Annotated in this window: 21 protein-coding genes and 2 pseudogenes; 8 read left to right on the plus strand and 15 right to left on the minus strand. The window is 70.6% G+C overall.

The features are described 5' to 3' along the window. Window positions 1-323: 323 nt before the first annotated feature. The 5 genes and pseudogenes from ACWDA7_RS35290 to ACWDA7_RS35310 all read right to left on the minus strand — a co-directional run bounded on the left by ACWDA7_RS35290 (window position 324) and on the right by ACWDA7_RS35310 (window position 5,961). Complete coding sequence (locus ACWDA7_RS35290; RefSeq protein WP_450609832.1) at window positions 324-1,007, minus strand: helix-turn-helix domain-containing protein; 684 nt, start codon at window positions 1,005-1,007, stop codon at window positions 324-326. Window positions 1,008-1,040: 33 nt separating this feature from the next. Next, a pseudogene (locus ACWDA7_RS35295) lies at window positions 1,041-1,763 on the minus strand (CBS domain-containing protein); the annotation flags it as partial. Between the two features lie 13 nt (window positions 1,764-1,776). Continuing rightward, window positions 1,777-4,470 carry a bifunctional acetate--CoA ligase family protein/GNAT family N-acetyltransferase gene (locus ACWDA7_RS35300; RefSeq protein ID WP_450609794.1) on the minus strand — a complete coding sequence of 898 codons (2,694 nt, stop codon included), beginning with the start codon at window positions 4,468-4,470 and terminating at the stop codon, window positions 1,777-1,779. A gap of 338 nt (window positions 4,471-4,808) precedes the next feature. Further along, window positions 4,809-5,423: a CBS domain-containing protein gene (locus ACWDA7_RS35305; protein WP_450609796.1), complete on the minus strand. Its 615-nt coding sequence runs from the start codon at window positions 5,421-5,423 to the stop codon at window positions 4,809-4,811. A gap of 115 nt (window positions 5,424-5,538) precedes the next feature. After that, a complete protein-coding gene (locus tag ACWDA7_RS35310; RefSeq protein ID WP_432935101.1) occupies window positions 5,539-5,961 on the minus strand; it encodes an Hsp20 family protein in 423 nt (140 codons plus the stop codon). A 334-nt stretch (window positions 5,962-6,295) separates the two neighbouring features. On the opposite strand from ACWDA7_RS35310, the gene ACWDA7_RS35315 reads away from it, so the two are divergent. Next, on the plus strand, window positions 6,296-7,177 hold the full coding sequence (locus tag ACWDA7_RS35315) for a universal stress protein (protein ID WP_450609798.1): 882 nt from the start codon (window positions 6,296-6,298) through the stop codon (window positions 7,175-7,177). A gap of 87 nt (window positions 7,178-7,264) precedes the next feature. Here ACWDA7_RS35315 and ftsH read toward each other — a convergent pair whose 3' ends face one another. Next, window positions 7,265-9,481: an ATP-dependent zinc metalloprotease FtsH gene (gene ftsH / locus ACWDA7_RS35320; RefSeq protein ID WP_450609800.1), complete on the minus strand. Its 2,217-nt coding sequence runs from the start codon at window positions 9,479-9,481 to the stop codon at window positions 7,265-7,267. Between the two features lie 35 nt (window positions 9,482-9,516). Then, window positions 9,517-9,687, minus strand: coding sequence for an SHOCT domain-containing protein (locus ACWDA7_RS35325; RefSeq protein WP_450609802.1), 171 nt, complete (start codon window positions 9,685-9,687; stop codon window positions 9,517-9,519). A 393-nt stretch (window positions 9,688-10,080) separates the two neighbouring features. Between ACWDA7_RS35325 and ACWDA7_RS35330 the strand changes: the two genes are divergently transcribed. Continuing rightward, window positions 10,081-11,793 (plus strand): SulP family inorganic anion transporter, encoded by a 1,713-nt coding sequence (locus ACWDA7_RS35330; RefSeq protein ID WP_450609804.1) that lies wholly within the window; start codon window positions 10,081-10,083, stop codon window positions 11,791-11,793. A 314-nt stretch (window positions 11,794-12,107) separates the two neighbouring features. Next, complete coding sequence (locus ACWDA7_RS35335; RefSeq protein ID WP_450609806.1) at window positions 12,108-13,097, plus strand: Acg family FMN-binding oxidoreductase; 990 nt, start codon at window positions 12,108-12,110, stop codon at window positions 13,095-13,097. Here ACWDA7_RS35335 and ACWDA7_RS35340 read toward each other — a convergent pair. Both ACWDA7_RS35340 and ACWDA7_RS35345 read right to left on the minus strand, forming a co-directional pair. After that, window positions 13,081-13,197 (minus strand): annotated as a pseudogene (locus ACWDA7_RS35340) (DUF6745 domain-containing protein); the annotation flags it as partial. The gene ACWDA7_RS35335 and the pseudogene ACWDA7_RS35340 overlap by 17 nt on opposite strands. Window positions 13,198-13,332: 135 nt before the next feature. Continuing rightward, complete coding sequence (locus tag ACWDA7_RS35345) at window positions 13,333-13,560, minus strand: hypothetical protein (RefSeq protein WP_450609808.1); 228 nt, start codon at window positions 13,558-13,560, stop codon at window positions 13,333-13,335. Between the two features lie 378 nt (window positions 13,561-13,938). Here ACWDA7_RS35345 and ACWDA7_RS35350 point away from each other — a divergent pair, with 378 nt between their 5' ends. Next, window positions 13,939-14,823, plus strand: a complete 885-nt coding sequence (locus ACWDA7_RS35350; RefSeq protein ID WP_450609810.1) for a hypothetical protein — start codon at window positions 13,939-13,941, stop codon at window positions 14,821-14,823. A 142-nt stretch (window positions 14,824-14,965) separates the two neighbouring features. Here ACWDA7_RS35350 and ACWDA7_RS35355 read toward each other — a convergent pair whose 3' ends face one another. Continuing rightward, window positions 14,966-16,423, minus strand: coding sequence for an aldehyde dehydrogenase (locus ACWDA7_RS35355; RefSeq protein WP_450609812.1), 1,458 nt, complete (start codon window positions 16,421-16,423; stop codon window positions 14,966-14,968). A 281-nt stretch (window positions 16,424-16,704) separates the two neighbouring features. Beyond that, window positions 16,705-17,544, minus strand: a complete 840-nt coding sequence (locus tag ACWDA7_RS35360; protein ID WP_450609814.1) for an oxidoreductase — start codon at window positions 17,542-17,544, stop codon at window positions 16,705-16,707. Between the two features lie 168 nt (window positions 17,545-17,712). Here ACWDA7_RS35360 and ACWDA7_RS35365 point away from each other — a divergent pair, with 168 nt between their 5' ends. Together ACWDA7_RS35365 and ACWDA7_RS35370 are read left to right on the plus strand one after the other, a co-directional pair. After that, entirely contained in the window at window positions 17,713-18,258 is a 546-nt protein-coding gene (locus tag ACWDA7_RS35365) for a TetR/AcrR family transcriptional regulator (RefSeq protein WP_450609816.1), read from the plus strand. A 414-nt stretch (window positions 18,259-18,672) separates the two neighbouring features. Beyond that, window positions 18,673-18,987, plus strand: a complete 315-nt coding sequence (locus ACWDA7_RS35370; RefSeq protein WP_450609818.1) for a helix-turn-helix transcriptional regulator — start codon at window positions 18,673-18,675, stop codon at window positions 18,985-18,987. A gap of 211 nt (window positions 18,988-19,198) precedes the next feature. Here ACWDA7_RS35370 and ACWDA7_RS35375 read toward each other — a convergent pair whose 3' ends face one another. From ACWDA7_RS35375 to ACWDA7_RS35390, 4 genes are all read right to left on the minus strand, one after another. Continuing rightward, complete coding sequence (locus tag ACWDA7_RS35375; protein ID WP_450609820.1) at window positions 19,199-19,987, minus strand: Fpg/Nei family DNA glycosylase; 789 nt, start codon at window positions 19,985-19,987, stop codon at window positions 19,199-19,201. Between the two features lie 218 nt (window positions 19,988-20,205). Continuing rightward, entirely contained in the window at window positions 20,206-20,625 is a 420-nt protein-coding gene (locus ACWDA7_RS35380; RefSeq protein WP_450609822.1) for a CBS domain-containing protein, read from the minus strand. A gap of 191 nt (window positions 20,626-20,816) precedes the next feature. After that, window positions 20,817-21,368: a hypothetical protein gene (locus tag ACWDA7_RS35385; protein WP_450609824.1), complete on the minus strand. Its 552-nt coding sequence runs from the start codon at window positions 21,366-21,368 to the stop codon at window positions 20,817-20,819. A gap of 271 nt (window positions 21,369-21,639) precedes the next feature. Beyond that, a complete protein-coding gene (locus ACWDA7_RS35390) occupies window positions 21,640-22,203 on the minus strand; it encodes a TetR/AcrR family transcriptional regulator (RefSeq protein ID WP_450609826.1) in 564 nt (187 codons plus the stop codon). A 107-nt stretch (window positions 22,204-22,310) separates the two neighbouring features. Here ACWDA7_RS35390 and ACWDA7_RS35395 point away from each other — a divergent pair, with 107 nt between their 5' ends. Together ACWDA7_RS35395 and ACWDA7_RS35400 are read left to right on the plus strand one after the other, a co-directional pair. After that, complete coding sequence (locus ACWDA7_RS35395) at window positions 22,311-23,030, plus strand: MBL fold metallo-hydrolase (RefSeq protein ID WP_450609828.1); 720 nt, start codon at window positions 22,311-22,313, stop codon at window positions 23,028-23,030. A 400-nt stretch (window positions 23,031-23,430) separates the two neighbouring features. Further along, window positions 23,431-23,973 (plus strand): hypothetical protein, encoded by a 543-nt coding sequence (locus ACWDA7_RS35400; RefSeq protein WP_450609830.1) that lies wholly within the window; start codon window positions 23,431-23,433, stop codon window positions 23,971-23,973. Window positions 23,974-24,195: the final 222 nt, after the last annotated feature.

The following is a 24,195-nucleotide window of genomic DNA, read 5'->3' on the forward strand; positions in this document are numbered from 1 at the left end:
CGGAACAGCCGCCCCAGTAGGGAACGCCCCACCCAGAGGCGAGACACCCGAACAGGAACTGGTCGGACGGCATCCCATCACAGGATGACTCTTAGCGGTCGCCGCACGACAAGGACGTCAGCGCCGCCGTCCTCAGGCCTCGAGGTGCGGCTCAAGGGAGTTCGACGGCCGGAGTGGCGAGTTCGCCGTGCGGGTTCTGCGGTCCGACCGGATCGTTCTGTCGCGCCGGGCGCAGAACAAGGGCCTGCTGCGGAACGGAACCGCAGGTGAACGAGCGGCGCTTCCGGCCCGTTTGGAGCCGCCGCTGGAACTCCCTCGTCTCGTCACACGGCGATCCGGCGCCCCGTGATCGTGAGCGGATTGATCCGGATCCACATGTCGCGCTGTCCACCCGCCCAAGGTTCGCTGTAGGCCCGCTCTTTCAGCAGCTGTACGCAGTCGGGATCCATCACGGCGCTGGCAGGTCCGCGTACGAGGACGCTCCAGCCCTGGCTCAACGCTGCGTCGATGTGGTCGACCTCGAAGGCCACCTCACAGCCCATGGCCTGCGCAAGCGCCGTGCCGGGATGAGTCCTGAAGGCGATAACGCCCTCGACCACGCTGTAGTTCACGGGGAGGATCAGCGGTCCCGACGGGCTTGGCACCGCGAGCCTGCCCACGCCGTGGGTCGAGACCAGGTCCCGGCATTCCTGTGGGCTCAGTTCGGTGAACTTCGGGTGCCGGCCCGCCTGTCCGAGGCCGGGGGGCAGGTCCACGTCGCCGCCGGTGAGTTCCCGGACGGTGGTCTCGAGCGCTCCGGCCAGTCTGAGGAGCGCGGCGGCACCGGGGTTGGCGGTGGGTTGCTCCTCCAGGTGCTGGACGTAGCTGGAAGCCATGCCCGCGCGGTGGGCTGTTTCCTCTCGGGTCAGGCCGAGTTCCTCTCGGCGCAGGGCGATCCGGCGTCCGAGGTCCCCGGTAGGCAGGCCCCTCACCGGGTTCGATGATGACTGTGCGGACATGGTCCTCATCTCCTCTCGGGAATCGCGGGGATCTCGGGGATTGCGCAGCCAGCCGTCGGCGATGCTGTGTCGCGACTGCTCGTCGGGTGGCAGGCCGGAGTCGTCGCTGCGGTGGGTGAGCTGGTCGATCACCGCGACGACGCCGTCGATCTGCTTGGTCAAGGAGACGGCGAGTTCCGTCTCGCTCTTGCGTTCCAGCCGGCCGGCGAGGGTGACCACGCCTTCCGCCACGGATACGTCGATGGTTTTGGGGGCCAGCCGCAGTGCGCGGACCAGCACTTCCCCGGTCACCTCGTCGCGGATCTCCGCGTCGGGCCGCAGGAACACCCGCAGGAGGTCCCGGCGCGTGACGATGCCGACAAGACGGTTCTCCTCGTCGAGCACGGGCAGTCGCTCCACATGCCGCTGGGCCATGATCCGCGCGGCCTCGGCGATGGTCTCGTCGGCGTGCACGGTCACGGGCGGTTCGGTCATCAGCTGACCGGCGGTGAAAGCCCTGGACTTGGCAGCCCTTCTCCGGCCCGCGGATGTCGACTCGGCCAGCGCGGAACGGCGCTTCGGCTCGTCCGTGCCGAGGGCTTCCGCCTGCCGGGTCACCAAGTCCGTCTCGGAGATCACTCCGATGACCTTCTCGTCGTCGTCCACAACCGGGAGTCCGCTGATCCGGCCGTCCGCGAGCAGCCGCGCGACTTCCTTGAGCGGAGTGGCGTACTCGGCGCAGATGACATCACTGGTCATCACGGAACCCACCTTGTTGTGCTTCATGACCGATCCCTCCTCAGCGGAGTCGGCGCAGGTACGGGTCCTGGGGCCTACGCGGCAGCAGGCGAACGCGTGCGTCGAGCACGGTGACTCCGTCCGAGGTGGCAAGGACGGGATTGAAGTCGGCCTCCGCCAGTTGCGGGAGGTCACTGGCCATACGGGATATACGGAGGAGCAGTTGTTCCAGGCCCTCCAGGTCGACGGGGCCGGCACCGTGCGCGCCCGACAGGAGGGGGGCGCAGCGCGGTGCCGTGATCAGGTCGTGGACGTCGTGGTCGGTGAGGGGGGCGAGCCGTGCGGCGTGGTCGGCGAGCACCTCCGTCGCGGTACCGCCCAGTCCGAAGAGCACGAGTGGGCCGAAGACCTCGTCCTGAACGACGCCGGCGAACAGTTCGGTGCCGCGGGCCGCGAGCGGCTGGACCACCACGCCGATCATCCGTCCCGCGAACCGCGTCTCGAAGTCCCTGAAGGCGGCGCGCACTTGGAAGTCGCCCTGGAGATCGAGGTGGACGGCGTGCTGCTCGCTCTTGTGCAGCAGGCCCGGCCAGTGGGCTTTGATGACGACCCGCCCGTCGGGGCCGCGCAGCCGTGCGGCGGCGAGGACGGCGTCGTCCTCCGTCTCGGCCCAGGTCCATGGAAGCTGCGGAATGCCATGGCAGGCCAGCAGGTCGGCGCAGGTACGCGGTTCCGGCCAGCCCCCGTCCGGGTGGGTGGCGAGGTAGGCGTCTGCGATCTCGTGGGCATGCGGGGTGTCGACTCCCTCGAGGTCCGGAACCGTGCCCATGGGACGGTCGAGCCAGGACGCCCGGCGAGCGGCATGGGCCAGCGCCCGTGCCGCCGCCTGCGGGTCCGCGTACGAAGGGATCGTGCCGCCCTGTACGGCGGGCAGCAGCTTCACCGGCAGGTCCTGTGCGAGACATACGATGACGACCGGTCGCTCCGGGTGCGCGGGACCTCCGGTCACCGCCCGGCGCAGGTCGTCACCGGTAGCCGCGGCGACCGCCGTAGGGACGAGAGCCACCAGGACGGCGTCGATGCCCGGGGACCGCAGGAGCTCGTCCAGGCAGTCCCGGAGCTGGTCCTCGGAGACGGGGGCGGTGGTGTCGAGGGGGTTGCCCGTGGCGGCGCCGGAGGGCAGTACGGCGAGCAGGTCCTCGACCACCTCGGGAGTGAGTGGCGGCAGGGTGAGGCCCGCCTCGACGCAGGCGTCCGCGGCGAGGACCCCGACACCGCCGGCGTTGGCGACGATCGCGACGCGCGAACCGGCCGGGAGGGGCTGGGAGTGCATGAGGGCGGCTGCCTCGAGGAGTTCGCCGACCGACCGGGTGGCGGTGATACCGGCCTGGGTGAACAGCGCCTGCCGGGTCATGGTCCGGGTGGCGGCCGCCGCGGTGTGGGAGGCGGCGGCACGGCGTCCCGCTTCGGTGCGCCCCGCGTCCACGGTCAGGACGGGCATACGGCGCGTGACGCGCCGGGCGGTACGGGAGAACGCCCGCGGGTTGCCGAAGGACTCCAGGTGGAGCAGGGCGAGGTCGGTTTGGCCGTCGCTTTCCCACCACTGCAGCATGTCGTTGCCGCTGACGTCGTACTTGTCGCCGAGCGACGCGAAGGACGACACGCCGATGCCGAGCCGGGAGAGTCCGTCGAGCAGCGCGATCCCCACCCCGCCGGACTGCACGGCGACACCCGCCGTGCCGGGGCGCGGGTGGCCGGCGGCGAAGGTGGCGTCCAGGCGCAGGTCCGGTTCGGTGTTGGAGATGCCCAGGCAGTTGGGCCCGACGAGCCGCATGCCGTACGTGCGGCAGGCGCCCAGCAGGGCCCCGGCCTCGGCGTGGTCGAGGCCTGCGGTGACGACGAGGAGCGCCCGCACGCCTGCCCTGCCACACTCCTCGGCGGTGGCCGGGACCGCCGCGGCGGGCACGGCGACGACCACGAGGTCCGGGGTCACGGGAAGGGCGCCGACCGAGGGGTGGGAGGGTACGCCGAGGATCGAGGTGGCGCTGGGATTGACGGCGAACAGGCGGCGGGTGAAGCCGCCCGCACGCAGGTGACGCAGCACGGCCCGCCCCACCGATCCCGGGGTGCGGCCCCCGCCGGCGACGGCGACCACGTCCGGCCGTAGCAGCGGTTCCAGGCTGGCCACGTCGGCGGCCCTGCCCCGCTCCTCCACCGCCGAGAGGTAGGTGTCGTCCTCGTCGAGCCTGATGGTGCAACTCACTTCGGGGCCCTCGAAGTGGCGTGCGGTGCGCAGCCCGAGGTCGGCGAAGAGCCGGAGCACCTCGTGGTTCTCACACAGCGCGTCGGCTGTGAACGTGGTGATGCCGTCGGCGCGGGCCGCCGACACCAGGTGCTCGACGAGCAGCGTGCCGACGCTCCGGTGGTGCAGCCTGTCGGCGACCCCGATGGCTATCTCGGCCGCCTCCCCGTTCCCTCCGGTGTAGTACTCGGCGAGACCGATCAGGTGGCCTTGTCTCTCGGCGAGCAGCGCCCGGTGCCCGGGACGCTTCGTGGCGAGCGCACGGTCGGCCGCCATGGCGGCGGACCGTGCGCTCGCCACGAAGAACCGCAACCGGAGGTTGTCTGGGGACATCTCCGTGTAGAACTCCCGCAACTGCTGCTGATCATCTGGCTGTACCGGGCGGATGCACACGGTGGTGCCGTCCGCGAGCAGGGCGTGGACAGGGCGTCGGGCAAGTGTGGTGTCCGTCATCGCGGACCTCCTCCCAAGCCTCTCGACGCTTCGAGCATCCAGCGACCGAGAAGGTGATCACATGGGCTGTCCGGAGGCAGCACAGGGGCCGTTCGGCCCTAATTCAGCCCTGCGGCCCAGCGCCCTCGCACGGATGCCTGGAGAGTCCGACGCGCGAGCCGGCCGCTGTGAAGCCGGCTGTGGAGGGACGCTGCACGAGGAGTCGGTCCGACGGCGCCGGGCCCCCTCCCGCGCCCGGCCAAGGGGCTGAACAGGATCCTCGACTGTCCGGCACGCCGCGTTCCTTCGTGTCCGCGTCCCTCAAGGAGCCCAGGGGATCACGACCGGTCCCGGCGGGGCTACGGCGTCTCCCCTCCCGGAGTGTCGTCCCGGTCGTACTCGAGCCGGTTGACGACATCCACCACGCCGTCGACCTCCTCGCACAACTGCACGGCCACGGGGAGCAGGCTCTTGCGCTCCACCCTGCCACTCAGCGTGACCCTGCCGTCGTCGACCTCCACGGTCAGCGACGAGGGAGGCAACCCCAGCGCCTGGACGATGACCTCCTCCAGGATCTCCTTCTGGATCGCGCGATCCTGACGGAGGAACAGCTGCAGCAAATCGCTGCGACTGATCACGCCGATCAGGCGGCCGTCGTCGTCCACCACGGGCAGACGCTTGACCTTCAGCTTCTCCATCGTCTGTGCGGCACGGGCCACGTTCCACTCCGGCTCCGCGACCACGGCCGGGCTGGTCATCAGTTCCCCGGCGGTGCTGCCGACGCCGGCGGAGGTCTGCTTGCGCAGCAGGTCCGCTTCGGACACCACTCCGACGGGCCGGCCGTCGTCGTCGACCACGGGGACAGCGGTGATGTCGTACTCGTCGAGGACACGTGCGATCTCCTTGAAGCTCGTGCCCGGTCGCACGCTCACGGCGGTGGAGGTCATCAGATCGCCCACGCTGCGGTGACCCATGGCTCCGCGTCCCCTTTCCCGTCCCTCTTGCTGTCCCTGCACGTCTTGCTCCGGGCGCGCGTCCCGGTTCGGGCGGCTGTGGGCCCGCCCGAACCGGGATCCGCCGTATACGGGATCACGCGCGGTGCGTGACCTCGATGTGCTTGGCCGCTGCCTTCTCCCGTCCGAGGCCTACGCTGACGGTGAGCATGCCGTTGGTGTAGTCGGCCTCGACGTCGTCCTCGTTGGCGCCCGGCGGCAGCGTCACGCTGCGGCTCATGGAGCCGTAGCGGATCTCGCTGCGGTTCTTCTCCGCTTCATGTTCGGTGCGCTCGGCCTTGAAGGTCAGCACACCTTCGCTGAGGGTGACGTCGATGTCGTCGGGCAGGACGCCGGGAAGCTCCGCCCGCATGACATACCGGTCGCCCTCCGTGTAGTCCTCGATGCGGACCGCGTAGAGGTCACCCATCGTGGGCATCGCGAAACGCGCCGGAAAGGCCTCAAACCAATCGGGAATCTCCGGGAACGGGAACCTCTGCCTGCGTGCAAGTGTCGCCATGGCCGTCTCCAGAACTGCGATTGCGCCTGTTGATTCTTCCAGTCCACCACGTGCCGCTTCTCTTCGCTGAGGCCGACCAGCCCATGCCGAGGGCCCCATTCCGTTGGCATCCCGGGGCTCGGGACGGGCGATGATGCGGCGTCCGCATGCCCCGGTCCGTACAAGCGAAGGCGACGGAACTCGCAGAGCCGGTCAGCCCATGCGTTCGCGCGAGCATTCGCCGAAACTGGTGACGGGACGACGGAGCGCCCGGGCCCGACGCGTACCTCAGGCACCGCTCGCGTGCCACGGCACCCATGGCCACGGTTCATGACGGCTCGCTCAGGAGACGACGATGACCCAACCCCGTGATCACCGGCCGATCGTGGTCGGTGTCGATCCCGACTCCACGAAGCGGATGGCACTGGCCTGGGCTGCGGACGAGGCCGCGCGGCGGCGGGTGCCGCTGCGTCTGGTCCATGCCGAGGGAATGCCGACCGTGGAGTTCCGGAAGTGGCACGTGCCGCCCTCCTGGGAGGCGTGGAACGAGGTGATGCACGAGGCCGGGGAACAGAAACTCAAGGACGCGGTGGCCTTCGCCGAGGCCCGGCAACCGCGCGTCGAGGTGTCCGGACTGCTGGCCGAGGGGGACCCGGCGTGGGTCCTGCGGGAGCAGGGCCAGGACGCCACGGCCGTCGTTCTGGGCTCGCAGCACCTCAGCCGGGTGAGAGAGGTGTTCGGCTCCGCCTCGGTCTCCCTGCCCATCATGGCCCATTCCCCCTGCCCCGTGGTGGTCGTCCCCGAGCCGGAGCACAGCAACCAGCAGCCCGCGTACTTCGTCGTCGGCGTGGACGGCAGCGAGCATTCCGCGGCCGCCGCCGAGTTCGCCTTCGAGGAGGCGGCCCTGCGCGACGCGGCCCTGCGCGCCTTGTACGTGTGGCAACCAGGGTTGCTGGGGATGCTCGACGAACAGGCGGCGCAGCAGGAATGCCGCCGTCTGCTCTCCGAGATCGTCGCCGGCCGCGGTGCGGCGTACCCGAACGTGGAACTGCACCAGGAGCTGATCAGCGGCCATCCCGTGAAGGTGCTGACCGAGGAGTCCGCGGACGCGCTGGGACTGGTGGTGGGAACCCGGGGCCGCGGTGGCTTCGCCGGTATGCTGCTCGGCTCGGTGAGCCAGGGCGTGCTGCACCACGCTCAGTGCCCGGTCATCACCGTGCCGGTTACGTCGGCGTGAGCCGGCTGGAACCGTGCTCCGATGTCGTGAAACGCGGCGCCGAACCCCCGACCCGGCGGGGCACGATGAGCCGCACGCCTCGGAGGGCTACTTCTCCCGGGCGCCGTGAGTCGTAGGTTCGTCCCGCTGTGGTCCCCCGTCCGTGGCGGACTCCTCTCTGGCGCCCTGAACCGTCGGTTCGTCCCACTGTGGTCCCCTGTCCGTGGCGGACTCCTCTCTGACACCGTGCGCCGTCGGTTCATCTCGCTGCGGCCCCCCGTCCGCGGCGGACTCCTCGCGGTCCGCAGGTGTGTCGGCATCGGGCAGGTGCCCCTTGCCCGGATCACGGATCCGCGGGGGCACGCTCCGAAGGCCATCGGAGGCAGTGCCCGGTGTGCCACCGCCTGTCTGCCCTCGTTCCCGCTGTTCCTCCCGGAGGACGTCGAGTACGGCGGAGCCGTCGATGGTCTCCCGGATGACGAGCAGGTCGGCCAGCCGGTCCAGGGCCCGGCGGTGCTCCCGTAGCAGCCCCGTGGCCCGCTTCTCGGCCTCACGCAGCAGGCGTGCGGCCTCCTGGTCGATGACCCGCTGGGTCTGTTCCGAGTACGCCTGCCGCGCGGAATCCTCCGCGGTCTCCCCCAGGTAGCGCGGGGTGGCGGAGGCGTATCCGACAGGTCCGAGCGCCGTCGACAGTCCGAAGTCCCGCACCATGCGGGTGGCTATCTGGGTGGCCCCGGCCAGGTCATTGGCGGCTCCGCTCGACCCCTCGCCGAAGACGACCAGCTCGGCCGCCCGGCCGCCGAGCCGGACCGCCAGCAGATCGGTCAGATAGCCCTCGCTGTACAGATGGCGCTCCGCCTCGGGCAGCTGCTCGGTCACCCCCAGCGTCATGCCCGTCGGCAGGACGGTGACCTTCGCGACCGGGTCGGCGTGCTCGCACAGCGCGGCGACCAGGGCATGCCCCGACTCGTGGACGGCGACCGCATGGCGTTCTTCGGGCAGCAGTGCGTTGGACGCCTCGCGACGCCCGAGCAGAACGCGGTCGCGGGCGGCATCCAGGTCGTTCGGCTCGATCAGGACGCGGTCGGCGCGGACGGCGTTGATGGCGGCCTCATTGACCAGGTTGGCGAGGTCCGCGCCGGAGAAGCCCGGAGTGGCCCGGGCGACGATGTCGAGGTCGACGTCGTCGGCGAGGGTCTTGCCGCGGGCGTGCACCCGGAGGATGGCGGCGCGCTCGGCCTGATTGGGCAGCGGGACGGTGACCTGACGATCGAAGCGGCCAGGACGGAGCAGCGCGGGATCGAGGGCCTCGGGCCGGTTGGTGGCGGCGAGGACGACGATGCCGGTGGACTGGTCGAAGCCGTCCATCTCGGCCAGCAACTGGTTGAGCGTCTGCTCGCGCTCGTCGTTGCCACCGATGTTCCCGCTCCCGGCGCGGCGCGAGCCGACGGCGTCGAGCTCGTCGATGAAGACGATGGAGGGCGCGCGTTTGCGGGCATCGTCGAAGAGGTCCCGTACCCTCGACGCCCCCACACCGACGAACATCTCGACGAAGCCGGAGCCGGTCACCGACAGGAACGGCACGTCGGCCTCTCCGGCGACGGCGCGGGCGAAGAGCGTCTTCCCGGTGCCGGGCGGCCCCACCATGATCACTCCACGCGGGCCCTTGGCACCGGCCGCGGCGTAGCGCGACGGGTTGCGAAGAAAGTCGACGACCTCGCTGATCTCCTGCTTGACGCCGTCGTAGCCGGCCACGTCGTCGAACCTCGTGGTGGGCCGCTCCGCCTCGATGATCTTCGCCCGGGAACGGCCGATGGCGCTGAGGCCTCCGGTCATCGAACGCGCGGCGCGGCGTCCGAGCCACCAGAAGAGACCGATGATCAGCAGCAGCGGCAGGAAGTCGACGAAGATCGACCCGACCGGGCTGCCGCTCTTGCTCTGGGAGGCGGTGATCTGCACGTGCTCGGCCTGCAGTTGCTGTTGGAGCGGTCCCGTTCCCAGCGCCGTGGGAATCTGGGTGGTGAACTTCGTGCCGTTCTTCAGGGTGCCGGTGACCGCTCCCTTGTCGTTGATGTCGACGGTCTGCACCTGACCCGTGCCGACCTTGGAGACGAAGTTGCTGTAGGACAGCTGAGACGGCGAAGTCCCCGAGGGCGCGCGGACGAGTATGAGGATGAGCAGGAAGACCACCCAGAACAGCGGAAGGACCCACCACCGCCAGCCCGATCGCGGCGGCTGCGCAGGCGGCTTCGGCGGCTCCCGCGGCGGTCCGGACTTGGCGGGCGGCGTGAGATGCCGGTGCGGCATCCGCAATCGTGTGATCACAGTGCACCGCCTCCTCCGACGGGCCTGATGTCATGTCACGTTGCTCGACCGGTCCGCCGCACCAGCAGCCGGTTCCCTTCACGGTGCCGGCCCGCGCTCTGTGACGCCGGGCGTTCTTCTCGCGGCGCTGCCAGTCGGCGCCGGTATTCTTCCTCGTCGATCTTCCCACGGGCGAAGCGTTCGGCGAGCACCTGCTCGGGCGGCATCCCCGTGGACTTGCGCGGGTGCCCGGAGCCGGTTGATCGTGCGGACCAGCAGCGCGATGAGGGGAACGAGCACCGCCCAGATCAGGATCGCGCTCACCGATGCGACGAGCCAACCCCATCCCGTCCCTCAGCTGTGGATCGGTGCGCCCGGACGCCAGATTTCCGCGGCGGTGCCTGTGGCAGGGCGTCGACCAGCGTGGACACCGCTGCTGAGCGCGCTCGACCTCGGTGGCGACGACGCCGTCCACGTCAGGATCCGATTACTGAGCGTGGCGGGTACCGGAGGGCCCTCTCCGTGGAACCGACCGGCCCTGTCGTGCCGGCCGCCAGGCAGGCAGCTTGCAGGGGCTGCACGACGGTGGATCCTGAGAGCGGACCGCGGAGGACCGGCTCATGCCCGAAGGCTCGGACAGACGGATGTCAGGGAGGTCGTTTCTGATGCCCGGGCTCGGCGCACTGGTGGCTCGCCGACGCAACTGGTCCCGGGGCGACCTGCTCGCGGGCGTGACGGTGGCCGCGTACCTCGTGCCGCAGGTCATGGCCTACGCTGGCGTGGCCGGTCTGCCACCCGTCGCCGGACTCTGGGCGATCCTCCCCGCACTCGCCCTGTACGCGCTGTTCGGCTCCTCGCGACTGCTGTCGGTCGGTCCGGAGTCCACGACGGCCTTGATGACGGCCACGGTCGTCGGCCCGCTGGCCGGTGGCGATCCCGGGCACTACGCGTCGCTCGCGGCCGCCCTCGCCGTCACGGTCGGCCTGCTGTGCCTGGTGGCCCGAGCGGTCCGGCTGGGCTTCATCGCCGATCTCCTCTCCCGCCCGGTCCTGGTCGGCTATCTGGCGGGCGTGGCGCTGATCATGGCGGTGGACCAGTTACCCAGGCTCACCGGTGTACGAACGAACAGCAAGGAGTTCTTCCCCCAACTGTGGTCCTTCATCAGGAACCTGACGCACACCTACCCGGCCACGGTGATCCTCTCCGCCGCCGTACTGGTGTTCCTCTTCGCTGTCGCCCGCTTCTCCGCCGTCCTTCCAGGACCGCTGCTCGCCGTGGTCCTGGCCACGGCGGCCGTGGTGGCCTTCGACCTCGACGGCCGGTTCGGGGTCGCGGTGATCGGCCGGGTGCCCTCCGGTCTTCCGGACCTGGCGCTGCCCGACCTGGGTGCGTTGCCGCGCCTGGTGCTGCCCGCGCTCGGTGTGCTGCTCGTCGCGTACACCGACTTCATCCTCACCGCGCGCGCTTTCACCGACCGCGCCGACCTGACGACCGGGCTCGACGCCAATCGGGAATTCCTCGCCCTCGGCGCCGCCAATTTGGGGGCCGGTGCGGTCCATGGCTTCCCCGTCAGCAGCAGCGCCAGCCGAACGGCGCTCGCGGCATCCGCGGGTGCCCGCAGCCAGGCGTACTCACTGGTCGCGGGGGCGGTCGTGCTGGCCGTTCTGCTCTTCCTCAGCCCACTGCTGACGCGCATGCCCTCAGCCGCGCTCGGCGCGCTCGTCGTCTACGCCGCCGTCCGCATGGTCGACGTTCCGGGCTTCCGCCGACTCGCGTCGTTCCGGCGCCGTGAGCTGCTCCTGGCGCTCGGCTGTCTGGCGGGCGTGCTCGCCCTGGACATCCTGTACGGGGTGCTCGTGGCCGTCGGTCTGTCGGTGGCAGAGCTGCTGACCCGGGTGGCACGGCCGCACGACGCGATCGAGGGGCTGGTCCCCGGGATGGCGGGCATGCACGATGTCGACGACTACCCGCAGGCACGCACCGTCCCCGGGCTGCTGGTGTACCGCTACGACTCGCCCCTGTTCTTCGCCAACGCGGAGAACTTCCGGCGCCGGGCACTGGCTGCGGTCGCCGAACAGACCGAGCCGGTCCGCTGGTTCGTCCTCAATACCGAGGCCAACGTCGAGGTCGACCTCACGGCCCTGGACGCCTTGGACGACCTGCGCCGGGAGCTCACGCGCCGCGGCATCGTGTTCGCCCTCGCCCGAGTCAAGCAGGACCTCCTGGACGACCTTCAGGCGTACGGCCTCGCGGATTCCGTGGGCGCCGACCTCATCTTCCCGACACTGCCCACCGCGGTGGAGGCGTACCGGGCCTGGTGCCGCGACCGGTGACCGCTCATGCCGGGACGACGGGAGGCCGAACGGCCCGTCCGGCGGGCCGAGGGGCCGTTCCTCACCTCCCGTACTGGCACACGGAGGAAGCAGCCAGGGCGCGGCAGGGGCGAATGGCCCCTCGGCAGCTGTTCGGCCCCGGGACCACCTGGTCCCGAGAGGGTCCGGGTGGCCCTACCGCAGGCGTGCCGCCCACCCCGAGGCTGAACACACGGCGACCGAATCATCGGTCTTGCGGGCGATACACCGCACGAGTCCATGCTTCCGCCGGCGACCAAGGGGAAGCCGCCGCCCGACGCCGAAGGGAGAGTCCGGTGACCGCACCGACCCTGAACACATCCGCCGTCACCGCATTCATCGAGGCAGCCGCGGCGGCTCCGTCCCTGCACAACGCACAGCCCTGGAAGTTCCGCTTCCATCCCGGCAGCGGCACCCTGCAGCTGTACGCCGACCGTGAACGCGGACTCCCGGCGACGGATCCGGACGGCCGCAGCCTGCATCTGGGCTGCGGTGCCGCGCTGTTCAACCTGCGCGTCGCCGCGGTGGCCGCGGGCCGCGAGCCCACCGTTCGGCTGCTGCCCGACGACTCCGATCCATCCCTGCTCGCCGAGGTGGACCTCACCGGCACCGCGAGCCCGGGCGACCCTCTCGCCCTGCTCCAGCCGGCGATCCATCGACGCCACACGAGCCGTAACCCCTTCCTCGAGGACGACATACCAGCAGCCGTCGTAGACGAGCTGTGCGGCGCGGCCGACCTCGAAGGAGCGCGGTTGCTCTTCCCCGACGCCTGGCATGTGCAGTCGATGCTGGATCTGGTGCATGACGCCGAGTGCCGCGAGGCATGCGACCCCGGCGTACGCGGCGAGACGGCGCGGTGGGTCCGGACGGAGTCCACGAGCGAGACCACGGCTTCGGACGGGATTCCCACAGCAGCGCTCGGCCCCGGCCAGTGGGGAGCCAGTTCTCCCGTGCGTGACCTGACCAACGGCCGGACGGTGGCCGGTCGCGGCTGGGCGCCCTTCGAAAAGCAACCCCACATCGCCCTGTTGGGTACGGCGCAGGACCGGCCGGTGGACTGGCTACGGGCAGGGCAGGCACTGGAGCGGGTCTGGCTCCAGGCCACTACGGACGGGCTCGTCGCGTCCTTGACCTCCCAACCCCTGGAATGGCCCGAACTGCGGTGGGCGGTACGCGACCCGACGACTGCCATGGGGTACGTGCAGATGGTGATCCGCCTCGGGTACGGCCCGGAGGGGCAGCCCACTCCCCGACGGCCTGTGGCCGAGGTGCTCGACATCGTCTGACGCGGAGGGACTGCCAGTACGTGCGGTGGGTACCGTCGGGCTCCGGAGTGGAGTTGACCACCTCGCCCATCACCAGCGGCTCGTCCCCGTCCAGTTCGAGGATTTCCGCCGTGCTGCCTTCGGTCGAGCGCTTGCCGGCCCGCGGCTTGACGGCGTGTTGAGGCGGTCGCCGCGCTGCCTCCTCGTTCAGATCAGTGCGCAGCAGGGGTCTGCAGCGAGGTGGTGAGCAGCTCGATCATGCGGCTGTAACGGGCGGGAAAGTCGACGTGAGCGGCGAGGAGCGCGGGATCCTCCACGGCCTCGACGAGGTGGGTCCGGGGTGGGCGAACGGCCACAGCCCCGCGATGAGCACGATGGTCGCCGAGGCCAGTTCATGCGCGGCCGCCCGGTCCAGGTCGGGGACGCGGGCGTGGATGATGTCGGCGAGCCGGTCGTTGGGCGCGTACACCGAGTACCAGTCCATCGGGCTGTGATCGGCCCGGTGCCGGGCGCGAGGCAGGGGCCCGGTACTGATGGCGCCTGGGGGCGCGGGCAGGAGCCGGCTCCTGACGGTGCGTGGCACCTCGGGCGGGAGCCGGCACCTGCCGATCCCGCCCGGTCGTCCGGCACCCGGCGTTCGACATCCGGCATCCGGCATCCGGCATCCGGCATCCGGCACCCGGCCTCCCCGAACCATTGCGACGGCGCCGGGGGAGGCCGATCCGGCCTCCTGCCCGCCGAATCTGGCTCGCCGCAGTCTGGCGACTGATCGCGAGCCGCGGGAAGGATGCCGCCCATCCGGACAACGCGCGGCGTTCCGACCTGCCGCGTGATCGGCATCGTCCTCACCTGGAGCATGTGGATGTCCTTATTGAACTGGGCCAGGCGCGCGGCACGTCGGGCGCTGCGCGCGCCCGTCGCGGCGGCTGCGCTGTGTGCACTCGTCCTCGGGGGCGGCCTGGTGAGCCCCGTACCGGCCACCGCCGGTGTGCCCTCGATCGACGGGAGCTACGCCTTCGACGGCAACGGCTGGAAGGGCACGCTGTCCGTCTCCGGCGCCGCCTCGGGCTCGCCGAGCGTCACCATGCGGTACGACGAGCTCGGCCGCAGCGAGTACCTCAGCGGCACCTGGACCCCCGCGACCGGGACGCTGAGCGTCTTCCGGCCGCTGCCGTGGGGTAACTCCCAGACGTACACGCTCTTCCTGGGCGACCACATAGCCTCCAGCCCGGTCTTCGGCGGCTACTTCACCCAGTCCGACGTCCCGGGGATGCGCTACGGGGCCTACGCCAACGCCTACCTGCGGCCCGGTCTCGCACGTCCGGCCGGGGCGACCACCGCCCGCGCCACCAAGCCCGCCGGTACCCGGGCGACGGTCGTCCGGCAGCGCATGGGCGCCGCTGCCTCGCTGCCGACGGGCATCCTCGGCGGCTACGACTTCAACGGCAACGGGTGGACCGGAAGGCTGCTGCTGCAGTTCGCGGACTGCCTCAACCCTGACACGCAGATGTACTACTACGAGCGGGGCTACTGGGAGGGGATCGCCAACCGCACCTGGGACGCTTCGACCGGCACGCTCACCCTCGTCCGGCCGCTGTCGGGCGGGGTGACCCAGACGTACACCCTCTACATCGGCACGCACCGGGCGGACGACCCGATGTTCGGCGGCTATTTCACCGAGTCCGACGTCCCGGGCCGGCAGTTCGCCGCGTTCGCCGACCGCAGCCCCGGCGGAGTCGGCTGCTGACGGCACGCCACCCGGCATGAGTCGCGGGGTCCCGGACTGCCGGGGCCCCGCCCCCCCTTTGTCCAGGGCACTCGAAGCGAGGGGTTTCCACGGGGCCCGCGGGCACTGGGGGCCGGCCCGATGGGGTGACGGCTCCGCTCGGCTACGACTGGCGGAGCCGGGTGATGGACTTTTGCTCGACGTAGCCGGTGAGTCCGGCCTTGCCGTACTCGCGGCCGAGGCCGCTGGCCTTGTAGCCGCCGAAGGGGCCGTCGAAGCTGATGGGCGAGCCGTTCAGGGTGACGGTTCCGGTGCGCAGCCTGCGGGCGACGGCCAGGGCGCGCTCCGGGTCGGCGGACCAGACGCCGCCGGAGAGGCCGTAGTCGGAGTCGTTGGCGATACGAACGGCGTCGTCCTCGTCGTCGTAGGCGATGACGGCCAGGACCGGGCCGAAGATCTCCTCCTGGGCGATGCGCATGGAGTTGTCGACGTCGGCGAAGAGGGTCGGGGTGACGTAGTTGCCCTTCTCCAGGCCCTCGGGAATCTGCGGGCCGCCGGTGACCAGGCGGGCGCCCTCGGACACGCCGATGTTGATGTAGTCGATGACGCGCTGCTGCTGGTCGGGGCGGATCATCGGGCCGATGAAGGTGTCGGGGGCGGAGGGGTCGCCGACCTTCAGCGATTCGACCATCTCCTTGAGCGCGGCGACGACCTCCTCGTAGCGGCTGCGTGGGGCCAGGATGCGGGTCTGCAGGATGCACGCCTCGCCGTTGTTCGCCAGGGAGCCGAAGCGCAGTCCCTGTACGGCGGCTTCCAGGTCGGCGTCCTCCAGGATCAAAGCCGCGGACTTGCCGCCCAACTCCAGGCTGACCCGCCGGAGGTGCTCGCCCGCGATGGAAGCGATGCGCCGGCCGGCACGAGTGGAGCCGGTGAAGGCGATCTTGTCGACGTCGGGGTGGGAGACGAGATACTCGCTGGTCTCGCGGTCGGCGGGAAGGATGCTGAGCACGCCCTGAGGAAGCCCGGCCTCGTGCCACAGGTCGGCCAACAGCATCATGCTGAGGGAGTTCTCCGGGGAGACCTTCAGGACGACGGTGTTGCCGGCCAGCAGGGCCGGGACCAACTTGGCGGTGGCGGCGGAGAACGGCGAGTTCCACGGGATCACCGCGGCGACCACGCCGATCGCCTCACGCCGCACGATGGTGTCGAAGGCCACCGACGGGTCGGAGGGTTCGACGATCTCCTCCCAGCCGAACTCCTCGGCCGCCTTGAGATAGGCGCTGACCTGGCGGGTGAGGAAGGGCTGGCCTGCCTGGGTGAACCAGCCGGCCGAGCCGTTCTCGACGGAGATGGCCGCGGCGACCTCGTCGGCGCGGGCGGTGCGCAGGGCGTCGTAGCGCCGGATGATCTCCTGCCGCTCCTCGGGGGTGGTGCGTGACCAGGGGCCGTGGTCGAAGGCCTCGCGAGCCGCGGCGACGGCCGCGTCGACGTCGGCGGGCGCGGCCTGGGCGACACGACCCAGCACGGACTGGTCATGGGGGGAATGGATGTCGAGCAGCAGGTCCGGGTCGCTGGGAGTGACCCAGGAACCGCCGATGTAGAGCTTGTCGCGAACAGTCATGTCTCTCAGGGCCTTTGTGTGAAACGTGGTGAGGTACGGCCGGGGGTCAGGCGCGTCGCGCGTGATGTCGCGGTGGTGGAGGCGGCCACCGGAGCGCCCGGGAAACCGTGCTGTCGCCGGGGCCGCGGTCGCGTGCGTCGAGCACGCGGGCGACGGCGCGTGGGGGGCCGGAGGGGGACGGCCGGAGCTGGGGGCCACGAGCCCGCCGCTGTCGGCGCCAGGAGCGCGGTCACGCGCGGATTCAGAGGCTGCTTGTTCTCGTCCGCGGGCCGGGTGATCCATTACGCGGCCGGGTAATCCGTGGAGCGGCTGACTGCGGCCCATGCGTCGGCCTCGGCGAGGCGGGCCTGCTCCGCGCTGACCGCGATGCCCAGGGCGTCGCTACCGAGCAGAAGCCGGCGCGGGGGCTCCTGCGCATCCACGGCGGTGATGACGGCCCGGGCCATTCGGGCGGGGTCACCGGGCTCGCTGCCGCTGTAGGCGGCAAACCGCTCCAGCCATGCGCCGACCGTCTGCCGGTAGTCGGGAGCGATGGGCCCGGACGGCTCCGCGGCGCCGGCGGCCCAGCCTGTGCGGATACCGCCCGGCTCCACGATGATCACCTTGACGCCGAACGGGGCCACCTCGTTCGCCAGTACCTCGGAGAATCCTTCGACCCCGAACTTCGCCGTCTGGTAGGCGCTGAGCCCCGGAGTGCCGCCGACCCGGCCGCCGATGGAAGAGATCTGGACGATGTGCCCGGACCGCTGGCCACGCAGCACGGGCAGTGCGGCTCGGGTCACGTTGATCACACCGAACAGGTTCGCCTCGACCTGCGCCCGGAACTCGTCCTCCGGGAAGTCCTCGATCGAACCGCTGGTGGCATAACCGGCGTTGTTCACGACGACGTCGACGGTTCCGAATCGCTCCACTGCGGCCGCGACCACGTCCCGAGCCTCGGTCGGCGAGGTGATGTCCAGCGACACGGTCTCCAGCCGCTCCGGGTACTCCGCCTTCAGCTCGGCCAGCGCCTGCGGCCTGCGCGAAGTCGCGACGACTCGATCGCCGGCCTTCAGAGCCTCAAGAACCAGGGCCCTGCCGAGGCCCTGGGAACCACCGGTGATCAGCCAAGTCCGTGTCATGGCGTACTCCTCATCATCTGGTCATGTCTTGCCGCCCTCCAGGGCGCAACTTCACTGTAGGTATTTTCAAAAGAAGTACAACATAGACGTTGCATTACTTGGCAGAGGTGCATCTCACAATCCGATGATGGCGCTGTAATCACCACGACGCGATAGAATCACCGGATCATGAGAGCCGATGCCGCACGCAACCTGAGCACCGTCCTCCGTACCGGGGCCCGCCTCCTGGCGGAAGACCCGAGCACATCGATGGCGGCCATTGCCGCCGCGGCGGGTGTCGACCGCACCACCGTCCACCGCCGCTTCGCGAACCGGGAGACGCTGCTGCGCGCCGTCTTCCAGGCCAAACTCGACTCGGCCGAGCGGGTCCTGGACGAGGCGCGGCTGACCGAGGCACCGGTGCCGGTCGCCCTCCACCGCTATGTGGAGGGGATCATCCCCGTCAGCCGCGAGTGGCCTCTCGACACGCGCCGCATGATGCAGAAGGACCCCGAAGCACGCGCTCGCCGCGAAACGCAGAGTGAGCGTCTGAACGTCTTCATCCGGCGTGCTGTGGACGAGGGCTACCTGCGCGCCGACGTCGACGCGGCCTGGACGCGAGCGGTCCTCGACCAACTCGTCGACAGCATCTCCCACCAGTTCCCGTCGGTGGATCCCCCACAGGCGGCCGACCTCGTCGCGGACACCTTCCTGCGCGGCTTCGGCACGGCCTGACCCTGCTTGGTGGTCGACAGGGAACCGAGCAGGGTCCGGGGCCGGTCGCGAGGCGCGGCGGACGTCCTTGTCCGGCCGCATCCCGGCTCGGGGCACATCGCTGTTCGGCCGCGTCCTGACTCGGTGGCCACAGCCTCGGTGGCCCACGACGGCGGTGAAGCGGTCAGTCGTCGGCGAACCCTGCGGAGACGAGGGCAGCGGGGCGCTGCGTCGGCGGGCACGACCCTGGACGTGCTCCGGGCCGCGGACCCGCGTGTCCGTGCCCGGTAGCGGCACCGGTGCCGAGGCCGAGGCCACTCCTGACCTGACCGCGACGGCTCGGCTTCATGAAGCCCGGCTGCACATCACGGCTTCTTCGTCCTCGTCGCTCCCACACGAGCGGTCCCCGTCCGAACCGCGCACGTGGTCCACCGCGTGCGGCAACACCCGGCGTACGACCACGCCGACCAGCCGATCACCGTGGCCCAGATCGCCGCGGCCGCCCATGTCACCGTACGGGCCCCGCAGTACGCCTTCCGGCGTCATCTGGACACCACCCCGCTCGCCCATCTGCGCCGGGTGCGACTGGCGCAGGTTCATCGGGACCTGGGGGCCGCCGATCCCGCCGGTGGTGCCACGGTCACCGAGATCGCCGCCCGCTGGGGCTTCTGTCACCCGGGCCGCTTCGCCTCCCTCTACCGGACCACCTATCGCCGCGCTCCTCACCAGACGCTGAACGGCGGCAACTGAGCCGGCCGACCGCGCGTTCGCGCCGGGACGCGAAGAGGCGGGCCGCCGGAACGAGGCCACCTCTGCTCACGACGACGGGACGCTGACTGCCCGTCAACAGACCCTGGGCGACGGCCCATGCCTCAACGCCGTGTCCTCCGGACCGACCCCAAGCAGCGTCACCGGGTGCTCGGCCGAGACACCTGACGTACGAGGGACCGTCCTGACGGGCTCAGGCCTCGTCCGGCTGGCACCGCGGGCACCACACCGTGCCGCGGCCTGCCATGCGGGTGCGGCGCAGATGGGCGCCGCAGCGAGGGCATATCGGGTCGGGGTCGTCGCGGTGGCCGGTGAGCCATGAATCGCGCGGTGGGACGCAGCCGGCGGTGACTGCGGAGCGCAATGCGCGTCGCATGTCGGTGTACAGGTCCCGGCGTTCGGTCGCCGTCAGATCGCCGGCCCGGGTGCCCGGGTGCAGCCGGGCACGCCACAGGATCTCGTCGGCGAGCAGATTGCCGAGACCGGCCAGGACGGACTGGTCGGTCAGCGTGGTTTTGAGGTGACCACGACGTGAGGAGAGCGCGGCCTCGAACTCCTCACGGTCCACGGTCAGCGCATCGGGCCCCTGGCGCTCCAGCAGCCGGGCGACGCCGGAGTCGTCGTCGGCCAGCCACAGTCCCTGGAGCTTGCGCTGGTCGCGGAAGCGGAGCTGGCGGTCGCCGCTGAGGGTGAACAGTACACGGTCGTGTGGCTCGACCGCGTCGTCGGGACGGACGCAGAGCAGTCGACCGGTCATGCCGAAGTGGAAGAGGAGGGTGGGACCGCCGGTATGCGCGAGCAGCCACTTGCCGCGCCGCTCCGGCTCGGTGAACCGGCGGCCCTCCAGCGCGTCACGCAGCCGCCGTACGCCCACCCCGTGCAGGACACCCGCGTCGCGCACGTCGACCCGGCGGATGGCCCTGCCCCTCGCGCAGGACTCGAGCACCTGGCGGAACCCCTCGACGTCCGGTAGCTCAGGCACGGCAGACGTCCTCACGCCGGGCGAGGACGCTCGGTGCGTGATGAGGGAAAGCCGTCCGAGTCGAAGCGGATCCGGCCGCAGACGCCTGCTTCTGCCTCAGGGCCACGGCAGCCTCCTCGATCCGCTGCACTGGTGCCGAAGGCGGTACGGCGCGGGACGTCGAGGGCGTAGCGCGGCCGTGAGCCTCCGCGTGACCTGGTGGGGACCCCTGAAGCCCGCTACTCGTTGGGCCGCGCCGCGCTGATGTCGCCGAGCACCGACCGGGGATCGCGTTCGATCGCCATGTCGCCGAGAGAGACGATGCCGACCACCTGGTCGCCCTCGACGACAGGGATGCGACGGACGGAGTGCTCCCGCATCATCCCGACAGCACGGTCGAGATCATCGTCCGGGCCGATGGTGACCAGATCATCACTGCACGCGTTGGCCACGGTGGTCTGCTCGGGGTCTGCGCCCTGCGCGAGGGCCCGTACCACCAGGTCGCGATCGCTCACCAGTCCGCGCAGGTGATCCTTCTCCGTGACCAGGACGGCGCCGATGTTCTGGTCACGCATCAACCTGGCCACGTTGGCCACGGAGGCCTGCGGTTCCACGGTCACCGGTGCGGTGGTCATGATGTCGCGCACGTGCTGGGTCATGGTCGATCTCCTTCCCTGGCTCGGCGGTGCCGTTCACCGCCCTCGGCCGCCGGGTACCCACCGAGCGAGGCTGGGCACAGGAAGACACGGCCGTTCTGCCGCCGAACCTGGTCTGTGTCTTTCACGGCGTCTTTCGCGGCGCCGTCACCGTCGTAGCGCTCCGGCTCCGGACATGAGCCAGGCGGCAGTCTTCATCGCTGCCAGAGGAAGGCGGCCTCGCCACAGGGGCGGCAGTGAAAGACGTAGCCGCGACCAGCTCCGCCGAAGTTGGCGGAGGTCGCGAAGTCGGTCCCCTCTTCGAGTTCGGCCGTGAAGGTCATACGGGCGGTACAGGAGGGACAGTCGGGAGTCTCGTCGCCCTGGATCCAGTCGGGTTCGCCACCCAGCCGGCCCAGGACCGGCTCCGCGGTGGGGACGTCGGCTGGGTGGGGGCGCAGGGCGGTGACCGCACCGAGCAGCGTCTCACCCTCGGCGGGGACGGTGGCCGGCGCGAGTCGACCACTGAACACAAAGGCGCGGTTGGCACCGGCGGTGGCGTCCCAGTCGTCGCACATGCCGGGGTCGTTCTGGCAGAAGAACACCGCGACCGCCCCGAGATCGAGGGGCAGATGAGCGAGGAACTGCATGGGCCCGCCACACTCGCGGCAGTTCGGCCAGACGAATCCATCCGGGACGAGTGGAACTCCTCCCGTGCGCAGTTCGGGAGCGTCAGCTACGGCTTCCCCGCCGTGGATCAGCAGCATGGCCAAAGCCTAAGTGGAGCCTCCCGCACCCCAGCCAGCGGCCGGGCAGCGTAAGCGCGGAACGGCCCGGTCGGCCCGACGGCGAGAGCGCGGCTCGGCCGTGGCGGTACAGGGCGACCTGTCGGGACAGCCCTGATGGGCGCGTGTAGAGGCCAGGACGGCACTTGCTGGACTGCTGACCGGGGCAGTTTTCGGTGCCGTCTGGGCAGCGGAGGCAGACCCGTACAGCCTGGACGGGACTGGAAAGCACCCTACGGGCGGTCGGACCGCGTCAGGCCGGCCTGGTGAGGGCGGCCGCCAGGTGGGCCATGCCGTACTCGTAGGCGCGGTCCACGTCGCCGCCGAGGTTGAAGGCGGCGGCCAGTTCCATGCTGATGAAGCCGTGCGCCCAGGCGGTGATCATGCGGGCCGCCTCCAGGGCTTCGGCGGGGCCGACCAGTTCGGCGGCTATCTGCAGGACGGGGGCCGCCGCGCGGGCCAGGCGGGCAGGGTCGGGCCTGGTCGGGCCAGGGGAGCCCGTGAAGATCAGATGGTAGGCGGCCGGGCGGGCGTGGGCGAAGGCGCGGAAAGCGCGGAGCAGATCGGCCAGGGTCTCGCGAGGGTCCGGGGCCGCCGGGACGGCGTGGAGGTGCTCTTCCAGGTCGAGAAGGGTGGCCTCGGTGACCAGGAGGACGAGAGCGTCGCGGTTGCGGACCCGCTTGTAGAGCGAGGGGGCGCGCACGCCGACCCGGTCGGCGACCGCCTGCATGGTCAACTGCGCGAGCCCTTGCGACTCCAGGATGTCGCGGGCTGCCTCGACGATGGCTTCGAGCGAGGTGCGTTCGGGCGTCGGCATGCGAACTCCTTCCGGCCGGTGCGATGTCGTCTTCATCATAGCTATGGACCGTAGCCATGATGGCTATGTATCGTAGCCATCATCGCAGCTCGGCGAGGAGAAGGATCATGAAGCTCGATCAGCACCTGCATCGCATCGGGAACGACATAGTGGCGGTCTATCTGGTCGTCACCGACGACGGCGTGACGGTCGTCGACGCCGGGTTGGCCGGCCACTGGCGGGAGCTGACCGCCGAACTCGCCACCCTGGGCCGGACCCTGGCCGACATCCGCGGCGTCGTACTCACCCATGGCGACACCGACCACCTCGGCTTCGCGGAACGGCTCCGCCGCGACCACGGAATCCCGGTCTTCGTCCACAGCGCCGACGCCGCGCGCGCCCGGGGCGAGGTCAAGCCCAAGGCCAGCTGGGGGCACGCCAGACTCGGCGCTGTGGCCGGCTTTCTCTGGTACGCCGGCCGCAAGGGCGGCCTGCGCACGACGTACCTGACCGAGGTGTCGGAGGTGAACGACGGCGACGTGCTCGACCTGCCGGGCGCGCCCCGCATCATGGGGTTGCCGGGGCACTCGCCGGGCAGCATCGCCGTTCATGTGCCCGAGGTCGACGCGGTGTTCGTCGGCGACGGCCTCACGACCCGGCATGTACTCACCGGACAGCGCGGGCCGCAGCCGGCGCCGTTCACCGATGACCGGGAGCAGGCGCTGGCGTCGCTCGACCGGCTCGGGGAGCTGCGGGCGAAGTGGGTGCTGCCGGGGCACGGCACGCCCTGGAACGGGGGCGTGCAGGAGGCGGTCCGCCAGGTCCGGGCCGCGGCACAACCGAAGTAGTAGCGGCCCGGGCGTGGAGCTGAACCTGCGCCACGCCCGTCCGGACGAAGTGAACCGACGGGCCCGGGGGTTCTCGGCGTGCACAGGGGACATGCCGAGGCGCCGGCCGTCGGCCGTCGGCGCCCATCGGGCGGGCCGACGGAAGCTTGGCACCCAAGGACGCCTTCGAAGCCACCGCGACCATCACTTCGATCATGATCTGGCTCCGCACCGAACTCCGCTGCGACCGACCGTGATCCGTCCGCCAGACACGAACCAGGCATCGTGGCCCGGATCCCGCCGTCGGGGAAGTGGACCTGTGCCGCTGAAGCACGCTGGAGCACATCGAGGCCATCGGCCAGGGAGGGTCCCGGCGCTTTTCACCTGCGGCAAGACGGGGGGCAGTGCACACTTCTCCGTCGTGGAGATCATCAAGGGCGAGCTACGGCGACTTCGGTACGGTCCCGGATCCGACGACCGTCGGCAGCGGCCGTTTCTCGTGCGAGTCCAGTTCACCGCCGAGGATCCGGCGCGGGTCGTCGCGGATGCCCGTGCTGTTCTGACGACCGTGGTCGAACGGATGGCTGACTGGCCCGCCTTTGGGCGGTGGCCAGAGCTGCTGCCGGGCTGGTTCGTGCAGCGATGCGCGCCAGAGCACGCGGAGCCGGAACCGGGCCTGTCCTTTGACGCCGGTGCCTGGCTGCGGAAGTGGCAGTCGATGACGCCCGAGCAGAAGGCAGACTTCAGTAAAGGGCCTTGGACGCTGTCGGGCTGGCTCTATTACTTCGACCCGACCGAGGAAGGCATGGGCGACGATCGCAGCTGGTGGTGGTGGGACGCCGGGGCGGATGAGTTGGGCAACGGCTGGGTTGAGGTCGCTACCACCGGCTGGCCGTTCGGCAGCGGTTCGCTGTCCTGGCTGATCGAGGCCAGCGGTGGCGTGGATCTCGCTTATGGAGGGTGAGCGTCATCGGTCAAGTCAGCTCCGATCCGCTGGGTCCGCCCAGCCCTGGCCTTGAAAAGGTCGAGCCGGGGGCCGGCCTCTAGACCTTCGCGGCCCCCGCAAGCGGCAAGATCGTTAATCCTTTTTCCAACCTGACTGTAAAAGCGACCTGCTGGCGATGACTGGCTGTGCACCCGGCATGGGCGGCACCGAAGCCCCCGTCCTCCGGAACGAGCCAGAGGG

The sequence above is a fragment of the Streptomyces sp. NPDC001156 genome, from assembly GCF_053598275.1.